General features: G+C 60.1%; 10 protein-coding genes. 5 read left to right on the top strand and 5 right to left on the bottom strand.

The window, feature by feature from the left end:
- Positions 1 to 38 precede the first annotated feature (38 nt).
- The 3 genes from ABWQ00_RS07740 to moaC all read right to left on the bottom strand — a co-directional run bounded on the left by ABWQ00_RS07740 (position 39) and on the right by moaC (position 2396).
- Positions 39 to 632, bottom strand: coding sequence for a hypothetical protein (locus ABWQ00_RS07740; RefSeq protein WP_353238088.1), 594 nt, complete (start codon positions 630 to 632; stop codon positions 39 to 41).
- A gap of 219 nt (positions 633 to 851) precedes the next feature.
- Complete coding sequence (locus ABWQ00_RS07735) at positions 852 to 1835, bottom strand: tyrosine-type recombinase/integrase (RefSeq protein ID WP_353238087.1); 984 nt, start codon at positions 1833 to 1835, stop codon at positions 852 to 854.
- Positions 1836 to 1910: 75 nt separating this feature from the next.
- Complete coding sequence (gene moaC, locus ABWQ00_RS07730; protein ID WP_353238086.1) at positions 1911 to 2396, bottom strand: cyclic pyranopterin monophosphate synthase MoaC; 486 nt, start codon at positions 2394 to 2396, stop codon at positions 1911 to 1913.
- A 127-nt stretch (positions 2397 to 2523) separates the two neighbouring features.
- On the opposite strand from moaC, the gene ABWQ00_RS07725 reads away from it, so the two are divergent.
- Both ABWQ00_RS07725 and ABWQ00_RS07720 read left to right on the top strand, forming a co-directional pair.
- Entirely contained in the window at positions 2524 to 4026 is a 1503-nt protein-coding gene (locus tag ABWQ00_RS07725; protein ID WP_353238085.1) for a M48 family metalloprotease, read from the top strand.
- A gap of 49 nt (positions 4027 to 4075) precedes the next feature.
- Positions 4076 to 4537, top strand: coding sequence for a DUF3717 domain-containing protein (locus tag ABWQ00_RS07720; protein WP_353238084.1), 462 nt, complete (start codon positions 4076 to 4078; stop codon positions 4535 to 4537).
- 70 nt (positions 4538 to 4607) lie between these two features.
- Here the strand turns inward: ABWQ00_RS07720 and recX are convergent, their stop codons facing one another.
- Together recX and recA are read right to left on the bottom strand one after the other, a co-directional pair.
- Positions 4608 to 5057, bottom strand: coding sequence for a recombination regulator RecX (gene recX / locus ABWQ00_RS07715; RefSeq protein ID WP_353238083.1), 450 nt, complete (start codon positions 5055 to 5057; stop codon positions 4608 to 4610).
- Positions 5058 to 5059: 2 nt separating this feature from the next.
- Entirely contained in the window at positions 5060 to 6097 is a 1038-nt protein-coding gene (gene recA / locus ABWQ00_RS07710) for a recombinase RecA (protein WP_353238082.1), read from the bottom strand.
- Positions 6098 to 6242: 145 nt separating this feature from the next.
- Between recA and ABWQ00_RS07705 the strand changes: the two genes are divergently transcribed.
- The 3 genes from ABWQ00_RS07705 to ABWQ00_RS07695 all read left to right on the top strand — a co-directional run bounded on the left by ABWQ00_RS07705 (position 6243) and on the right by ABWQ00_RS07695 (position 9038).
- Positions 6243 to 6764 (top strand): MarR family winged helix-turn-helix transcriptional regulator, encoded by a 522-nt coding sequence (locus ABWQ00_RS07705; RefSeq protein ID WP_353238095.1) that lies wholly within the window; start codon positions 6243 to 6245, stop codon positions 6762 to 6764.
- A gap of 102 nt (positions 6765 to 6866) precedes the next feature.
- Positions 6867 to 7541, top strand: a complete 675-nt coding sequence (locus ABWQ00_RS07700; RefSeq protein WP_019427393.1) for a response regulator — start codon at positions 6867 to 6869, stop codon at positions 7539 to 7541.
- A 36-nt stretch (positions 7542 to 7577) separates the two neighbouring features.
- Positions 7578 to 9038 (top strand): sensor histidine kinase, encoded by a 1461-nt coding sequence (locus tag ABWQ00_RS07695; protein ID WP_353238081.1) that lies wholly within the window; start codon positions 7578 to 7580, stop codon positions 9036 to 9038.
- Positions 9039 to 9040 lie beyond the last annotated feature (2 nt).

Below are 9040 nucleotides of genomic sequence, written 5' to 3'. Positions count from 1 at the left end.
AAATTTGGATGCAAATTCCCATCAAAGTGGCTCAGTTTTCAAAGCCAAACAACAGGATATGCCGACAACACCGCGTCAACGTTCAAGGGCTGCCCGTAGTGCCGATGGATTTGCGAACCGATTAAGGGGGTGTAAATCGGCTGCTCTGCGCGGTAAACACTCGGGTCCAACTTGATGCTGCCAGCGCCCAGTACCGATATGAGCAGGCGCTCCACGGCCTCTCCCAGAGCGATTCCCTCCGCGCGGTGAACCGCGCGGTCCAATTCGATGATGGCCCTCGCACGAGGTGCAGTCGGGATATGCGATGCAGTGGTGTAAACGACGCAAGACCATTGAGCAACTTGTTGCTGGAAATCGGTGAAGACCGCTGCATTGGCAAAGTAGTCGCCATCGAGCGCGAGAAACTCGCGCGGCTGTGCCAGTTGGTGGATACGCCAGTGCGCGATGCCCGGGTATCTCGCCGGATCATTGTGCGCTCCCTGAGTCAGTGGGGCGCATACGAACACCTCGCCTTTGCGGGTGCTACCTGTCTGGCTGATCTGGGCGACGAAGTCTTCGAAATCGGCAGCAGTACGCTGCACGGGTTTGTTGTCGTATGTGTCACGACCTTGGGAGAATTTCAGATTGGACATGTGGCGCTCCAAGTTTGTTGAAAAACGTTGGAGGCCTCTTACAAAAAGCGCAGCCCCCAACTTAGTTGGAGACCATCAATTTGTAACTGCCATCTGGCTCGAAAGCGCGCGGCGATCTGGCTTGTTCTATGAAAATGGAACAGCCACCCCTTACGACGGTCATGGACAGTTGACTGCCCACGACGCGTATTTTAAAGAGCAGAAATTTTTTTACAAGCCTTACCCAAGCTTCTGTGCCAGCTCCACGGCCGATGGCCGGTAGTACCGTTTCAAGACCATCACGCTTTTGTGCCCACTGACTGCTGCCAACTCGATCACGTTGGGTAGTTTCTCCGCCATACGGGTGATGGCAGTACGCCGCAGATCATGGAATCGGATACCTTCTAAACCAGCCCGCCGAAGGCCGCGTTTGAACGCCGCGTCCAATGTGAAGGTCTTGAGCGGGAAAACCACACCGCTGATGTGCCGAGGCAACTCAGCCAGCACCTGTACTGCCGCCGTCGAAAGCGGCACAGTCCGCGAATCTCCGTTCTTGGTATCCGGCAAGAAAGCTGTTCGGTTTTGCAAGTCGACATGTTCCCAGCGAAGGGACAACAGCTCCCCCCGACGCATCGCTGTAGCCAGCGCAAGCTGGACTACTGGCTTGGTCCAGTGGCTTCTTCGGCCTGTTGGCTCCAGTGCTTGAAGCAGTCTTACGGCTTCTTCGTCGGTCAGTACCCGTGACCGTGCCTGCGGGCTGGGTGGTTTGCGTACCATCTGTACAGGGTTGGGTACGTTGACTCCCCATTCTTTGCGAGCGTGGTTGATGATCGCCGACAGATACGCCAGTTCTCGAATGACTGTTCCCGAGCTGACCTCCTTGAGCCGCTCGTCCCTGTACGTAGCAATTCGGGCTGCACTAAGGTTAACCATGCTCCACCGTGCGATAGGTCTACGCATGATGGCTTTGAGCCGGATCGTGTCCTCCGATGCCCCCTTCATGGAGGGCGTGACCTCTGCGAGATACCGTGCGATCACATCGCCTAAAGTTGTTCGCTGCGCTTCGCTGACGTTAACGAACTGCCCTTTGTCTATCTCGGACTCAAGCGCCCGCGCCCATTTCTCGGCGTCGACCTTCGTTTCAAACGTCTTGGTTTGGTCTGGGTATCCATTGCGCAGAACCCGCGCCTGCCACTTGCCGCCACGTTGCCTAAAAGAAGCCATTTCCTGTTCCTCAGTTGGACAGGACTTGGACAAACGACGGTTTTCCGTGCTTCTAAGTCGTTGATTGGTTGGCGATCACTTCACCGCCACCCAACTCCCACTCTTGCCGCCGTGCTTCTCCAGCAGGTGCACATCGCTGATAGTCATGCCGCGGTCGACGGCCTTGCACATGTCGTAGATGGTGAGCAGGGCGACTTGCACGGCGGTGAGGGCTTCCATTTCCACCCCGGTCTGGCCATTGACTTCGGCGGTGGCGGTGCAGGCCACGCTGAATGTGGTGGGTTCAATGTCGAAGTCAACCGCCACCCGCGTCAAGCCGATCGGGTGGCACAAGGGAATCAGGTCGCTGGTTTTTTTGGCGCCCTGGATGCCGGCGATGCGGGCGATCCCCAGCACATCGCCCTTTTTGGCGGAGCCGGAGGTGATCAGCTCCAAGGTGCCGGGCAGCATGGTGATTCGGCCCCGGGCCACGGCCACACGCCGGGTGGTCACTTTGTGGCCGACATCGACCATGTGGGCTTGGCCTTGGGCATCAAAATGGGTCAGAGCATCGTGGGTCATGCGCGTGATTTCGGGGTGGGCGACAGGTTCTTCACAAGCGTGCATCATACGGGTCTTGTCAATGACATGGATCGCTTTGAAACTCCCAGACCGTCGATATCAGTGGGCACTCGGCTTGGCTTTGGCCATGTCTGTGAGCACGGGTGCTTCTTGGGCACAAAACACCGGCCTTCCGGCCTTGGGGGATGGTGACAGCATTTCCCTGAGTGCGGAGCGCCAGTTGGGCGACCGCATCGCGCGCGAGCTGTTCCGTGACCCGGATTACCTGGAAGATGCGGTGCTGGATGAGTACGTCCAGCAGCTTTGGACGCCCTTGGTGCGTGCTGCTGTGGCCCGCGGCGAGTTGTCCGCAGAGTTGCAAGAGCGCTTTGCTTGGCGCATTTTGTTGGGCCGAGACCGTTCGGTGAATGCCTTTGCGCTGCCGGGGGGGTATTTGGGGGTGCACTTGGGCTTGATGGCGGTGGTGAGCACGGCCGACGAGTTGGCGTCGGTGCTGGCCCATGAGCTGAGTCATGTGACGCAGCGGCACATTGCACGCGGCATGAGCGATCAGTCCAAGATGACGCCTTGGGTGGTGGGGTCGATGATTTTGGGCGCTTTGGCGGCCAGCAAAAGTCCGCAAGCGGCACAAGCTTTGATCGTGGGGGGACAGGCTGCTGCGATTCAAAACCAATTGAGTTACACCCGCGACATGGAACGAGAGGCCGATCGGGTGGGCTATGGCATTTTGGTGGACGCAGGCTACGACCCCGGTGGTTTCGTCAGCATGTTTGCCAAGCTGCAACAAGCGGCGGGGCTGAATGACAGCGGGGCATTCCCCTACCTGCGCAGCCACCCGTTGACGACCGAACGCATGGCCGACATGCAGTCGCGCCAGCAGTTGAACCTGACCGTGCCCAAGCCCTTGCCCGACATGGCCCATGCCATGATGGCGGCCAGAGCCCGGGTGCTGTCGCAAAGCAGCCCGGATGCGCTCAAGGCTTGGATCCAGGGCCCAGCGTCTTTGGCTGCAAGCGCCTCGGCCGCCGACCAAGCGGCGGCCTTGTATGCGGCCAGTTTGTCCCATCTGTTGTTGCGCGATGCTGCGGCCACCCAGCGCCATGTGCAGGCCTTGGGTGTTTTGATCCAGTCGCAGCGCCACCTGCCCTCTTACGCGGCAGCGCAGCGGTGGTGGCGTTTGCTGCAGGCTGAAGTGGCGGAACGGCAAGATAAGCCGGCGCAGGCGGTGCGAGTATTGACGCCAGAAGCTGGCCAGCAGACTTGGCAACGCCCCGAGTTGATGGCTTTGGCGCAGGTGTTGCAGCGTTTGCCAGAACACGCTTTGGTGCCGACGGTGATGGCCCAGTTGCGCCAAGTGGTGCAGCAAACCCCATGGGATGCACAGGCTTGGGACCGGTTGTCGGCTATGTTGTCGGTGCAAGGCCAGGCCTTGGCCTCTTTGCGAGCGGCTGGCGAAGCCCAGGCCGCACGACTCGATTGGCCGGGTGCCGTTGACCGTTTCAGGGCGGCACAAGAGTTGGCCCTGAAAGGCCGATTGCAGCCGGGGGAGCATATTGAAGCGTCGATTGTGGACGTTCGCTTGCGCCATGCCCGAGAGCGTTTGCGGGGGTTGCAGGCCCCCGAACGCTGAGCGCAGCCATTGGGGCTATGATCGCCCTCCCTGACTTCACCAACCCAGCATGGCCGGCATCCACATCACCGACATTGAAGCTGCCATCAACCATTGGCGCAGCAAGAATCCGTCTGCGGACGGCGTGGCGCTGCCCCCAGAATTGCGGGCCTTGGCCGAGGTGTATGGCCTGATGGTGTACCACCGGCAGGACTTGGCGGACGAGTTCAGCTTGCCCTTGGCCGCTGCTCAAGCTTGGCAAGACTGGTACGCCAGCACGCCCGACACGCCTTGTATTGCCATTTGTTCCACCAGCCAAGGGGATGAGAGCTGCAAGGGCTGTGGGCGCAGTTTTGAAGAAGTGCAGATGTGGATTGAGTTGAGCCCCGGTGAAAAGCGTGCCATTTGGCGTCGCATCACCGTCGACGGGACTTCTTGGCGTTTCAACCGGTATGCCGAGCGGGCCGCTGAAGACCGCCATTGGGCCAAGGCAGCGGCAGATGCCCAAGTGCCACTCGACCTGAAGCCCTGAGCTCAGGCCCCAAGCCTAAGCCAAAATCTCCAAGCCGCAACAAGAGGCGGCCTGAGGTGTTGGCAGGTGCTCAGTCGATGTCGGGCACGATCCGCCTGACCACCTCGGATGGAAAACCGCGGCTGAGTAAAAAGCGCATTTGTTTGGCTCGTCCTTGCGGATCTTGAGGCGCTGTGCCGAATTTTTTGCGCCAAACCTCTTGTGCTCGGCCGAGTTCGGTGTCTTTGAGGCTCGCCATGGCTTCCGCCACCGCCTCGCCCGACAGGCCCTTGGCGGCCAACTCTTGCTTGATGCGTGCGCTGCCCAACTTGCCCGAGCGGCGGTTGACCAGCGAGTCCACGGCGCGACCGTCGTTGATGAAGTCCCGTGCCTGGAGTTCGTCGAGCGCCTTGGCCAGCTCGCCCGGGACCTCTTCGTGCTGGGCCAGTTTGCGTTCCAGCTCGGTGCGAGAGTGTTCACGCTGGCTCAAAAGCCGCAGGGCGCGGCCTTTGAGCGAGGGCTGAAAACCGGGCTTGTTCAAGCTCAGTCACCCTTGGGTTCGGCAATGGCTGACTCGAGCAGGCGGATGCCCAGTGATTCGCGGACCTTGTTTTCAATCTCGCGGGCCAAAGCTGGGTTCTCACGCAAAAACTCGCGGGCGTTGTCGCGGCCTTGGCCGATTTTTTCGCCTTGGTAGGCGTACCAGGCACCGGATTTGTCGACGATTTTGGCGGTGACGCCCATGTCGATGACCTCGCCTTCGCGGCTGATGCCTTCGCCAAACAGGATGTCGAACTCGGCGGTCTTGAAGGGCGGCGCGACTTTGTTTTTGACCACTTTGACTTTGGTCTCGTTGCCGATCGCGTCGTCACCCTTCTTGATGGTGCCGGTGCGGCGGATATCGAGGCGCACCGAGGCGTAGAACTTGAGCGCGTTGCCGCCGGTGGTGGTTTCGGGGCTGCCGAACATGACGCCGATCTTGATGCGGATCTGGTTGATGAAGATGACGGTGCAGTTGGTTTTCTTGATGGTGGCGGTCAGTTTGCGCAGGGCCTGACTCATCAAGCGGGCTTGCAGGCCGGGTAGGCTGTCGCCCATGTCGCCTTCGATTTCGGCTTTGGGGGTGAGGGCCGCGACCGAGTCGATGACAACCAAGTCCACCGCGCCGGAGCGCACCAGGCTGTCCACGATTTCCAGGGCTTGCTCGCCGGTGTCGGGCTGGCTGACCAGCAACTCTTGCAGGTTGACGCCCAGGTTTTGGGCGTACTGCACGTCCAGCGCGTGCTCGGCGTCGACAAAGGCGCAGGTGCCGCCCAGGCGCTGCATTTCGGAGATGACTTGCAGGGTGAGGGTGGTTTTGCCGGAAGATTCTGGGCCGTAAATCTCGATCACGCGGCCACGGGGCAAGCCGCCCACGCCCAAAGCGATGTCCAGGCCCAAAGAACCAGTGGACACCACCTGGATGTCAGCGATCACTTCGCCTTCGCCCAGGCGCATGATGGTGCCTTTGCCGAATTGCTTTTCAATCTGGGCCAGGGCGGCTTGCAGGGCTTTGGACTTTTCGCTGTTGTCGTCGCTCATGGAAATCTCCTTGAATATCAATGGGTTGGGGCACCGGGCTCAGCAGTGATGTGCTGTTTACTGGATGCGTGAACAGTACTGTAAACGAGCTGTATAAATCTGTAAACACTATTTTTGGTCAGTTTGCCTTATCATTTGCACCATGATGCAGACCCCCAATCCTGTCCTTTTAGCCTTAGAAAACAGCCTTTCCGACAGACCGGTCATCGAGGATGATCGCTGGCGGCAAACCCATTTAGGTCGCCTGCTGGGCCATGCCATGCGGCGCTTTGACGAGCGTGTGCTGCACCTGATGGCGGGCAACGAAGGGGTGCCCTTGGCCTTGGCCAACTTGGCCTCACGTGACCAGATCAGCGCCGCGCATGTGCACATCACGCGGCATTTGGGCCTGAAAGGGTCGCGCTTGACCGACTTGGCCCGCGCAGCGGGCATGAGCAAGCAGGCCATGGGCGATCTGGTGGACCAATGCACGGCATGGGGCTTGGTGCAACGTGAGCCAGACCCTTTGGATGCGCGCGCAAGGCGCGTGGTGTTCACACCGATTGGCCTGGCCTGGTTGCAAGCCTTCAAGGACGCTGTGGCCAAAGCCGAGGCCGAGTTTCGCGACGCGGTGGGCAAAGACGTGGCCACGGTGGTGGCTTTGGGGCTGGAAGCCTATGCGCATTGACGGGACGACTGCATTCAGCGCCGTGCAAGGCACCAACGTGACACTAAAATCAGACAGCTCAGAGACGGCCACGTGCCGCAGTCACAACAACAGGAGACAGCCATGCGCATTCTGATAGCCGAAGACGATCAAGTGCTTGCGGACGGTTTGTTGCGCACTTTGCGCAGCGCAGGCGCCGCAGTGGACCATGTGGCCAGTGGCAGCGAGGCCGATGCGGCTTTGATGACCAACAGCGAATTCGATTTGCTGATCCTGGATCTGGGGCTGCCCAAAATGCATGGCCTGGAGGTGCTCAAGCGCTTACGCTCTCGGGGCTCTGTTTTGCCGGTGTTGATCCTCACGGCAGCAGACAGCGTAGAGGAACGTGTGAAAGGCTTGGATTACGGCGCGGACGATTACATGGCCAAGCCTTTTAGCCTGCAAGAGCTCGAAGCCCGCGTGCGCGCCCTCACCCGGCGCGGTATGGGTGGTGCCACATCGCAAATCAAACACGGCCCCTTGGTCTATGACCAATCTGGCCGCGTGGCCACCATCGACGGCAAGATGGTCGAGTTGTCGGCCCGAGAGCTGGGCTTGCTCGAAGTCTTGTTGCAGCGCGCAGGCCGCTTGGTGAGCAAAGACCAGTTGGTGGAGCGCTTGTGCGAATGGGGCGAAGAGGTCAGCAACAACGCGATCGAGGTGTACATCCACCGCTTGCGCAAGAAAATCGAGAAGGGCCCGATCCGCATCGCCACTGTGCGTGGCTTGGGTTATTGCCTCGAAAAAATCCCTGGCTGAACCGACCCCGCATCGATGCCGCAGGTGCCTTGAGCCATGAAATCCAAAGGCTGGAACCTGCGGGTCTTCAAACGCGAGCAACGCTCGCTGTTTGGCGAAATCCTCGATTGGATGCTCACGCCTTTGCTTTTGCTTTGGCCCATCAGTTTGGCGCTGACCTGGTTGGTGGCGCAAGGCTTGGCCAACAAGCCGTTTGACAGGGCCTTGGTGCACAACGTGCATGCACTGGCGCAGCAGGTCAAGCTGGGGCCAGACAAAACGGTTGAATTCAATTTGCCTCAACCGGCCAGCGAACTGCTGCGCGCCGATGAGACCGATTTGGTTTATTACCAGGTGCGCGGTGCCCGCAATGAGCACTTGAGCGGTGAGCGTGACTTGCCCTTGCCCCAACCCAACGAACCCAAGGGCAGCAGTTACGAAGTGCACATCCGCGACGACGAAATGCGCGGCTTGGAGGTGCGGGTGGCCTACACCTGGATCCGACTCGATGCTGAGGGCAAACGGCCCGCCTTGGTGCAGGTGGCCGAGACGCGGGAAAAGCGCTCTGTGCTGGCCGCCGAAATCATCAAGGGCGTGATGCTGCCCCAGTTCGCCTTGTTGCCCTTGGCGGTGCTGTTGGTGTGGTTGGCCCTGGTGCGCGGCATCAAACCCTTGTCGCAGCTGGAGGAGCGAATCCGTGCCCGCAAATCCGATGACCTGAGCCCTTTGGACGACAAGGCGGTGCCGATGGAGGTGGCGCCTTTGGTGGTGTCGGTGAACGATCTGTTGGAGCGGCTGAAGGACTCGATCGTCACGCAGAAAAGATTTTTGGCCGATGCCGCGCACCAGCTCAAGACGCCGTTGGCAGGGCTGCGCATGCAGGCCGATTTGGCCCAGCGCTCGGGCTCCAGTGAAGACGATCTGAAAAAATCCTTGCAGCAGATTGGGCGTGCGAGCGTGCAGGCCACGCACACGGTGAACCAGCTCTTGTCATTGGCCCGCGCCGAAGGGGGAGGCCATCATTTGCCGCAGCAGCGCTGTGACATGGCGGCTTTGTGCAGCGAAGTCTTGCAAGACTGCCTGCCCCGCGCCATGGACAAAGGCATCGACCTGGGCTATGAGGGGGTGCAGCCGGGGGCGAACGGCGGCCAAGTACAAGGCAATCTGACCTTGCTCAAGGAGATGCTGCGCAATTTGGTGGAAAACGCCATCCACTACACGCCCAGCACGCCCGAGCGCCAAGGGGTCATCACCGTGCGTGTGTTGGTGGACCCTTACAGCAAAGTGTTGGTTCTGCAGGTGGAAGACAACGGACCGGGTATCGCGCCCCATGAACGTGAGTTGGTGTTTCAGCCGTTTTTCCGGGCGCTGGGCACCAACGTGGATGGTTCCGGCTTGGGCTTGCCGATCGTCAAGGAAATCGCACAGCAGCATGGTGCCACGGTCAGCATCGATGCGGCCTCTTCAAGCGCCGCCATGCCGGGCGCGTGTTTCACCGTGCGTTTTGGGCTGGCCTGAGG

Source organism: Limnohabitans sp., from assembly GCF_040400975.1.
GTDB lineage: Bacteria > Pseudomonadota > Gammaproteobacteria > Burkholderiales > Burkholderiaceae_C > Limnohabitans_A.
The sequence above is the reverse complement of the archived record's forward strand: the minus strand, read 5'-3'. Positions and strand labels throughout refer to the sequence as shown.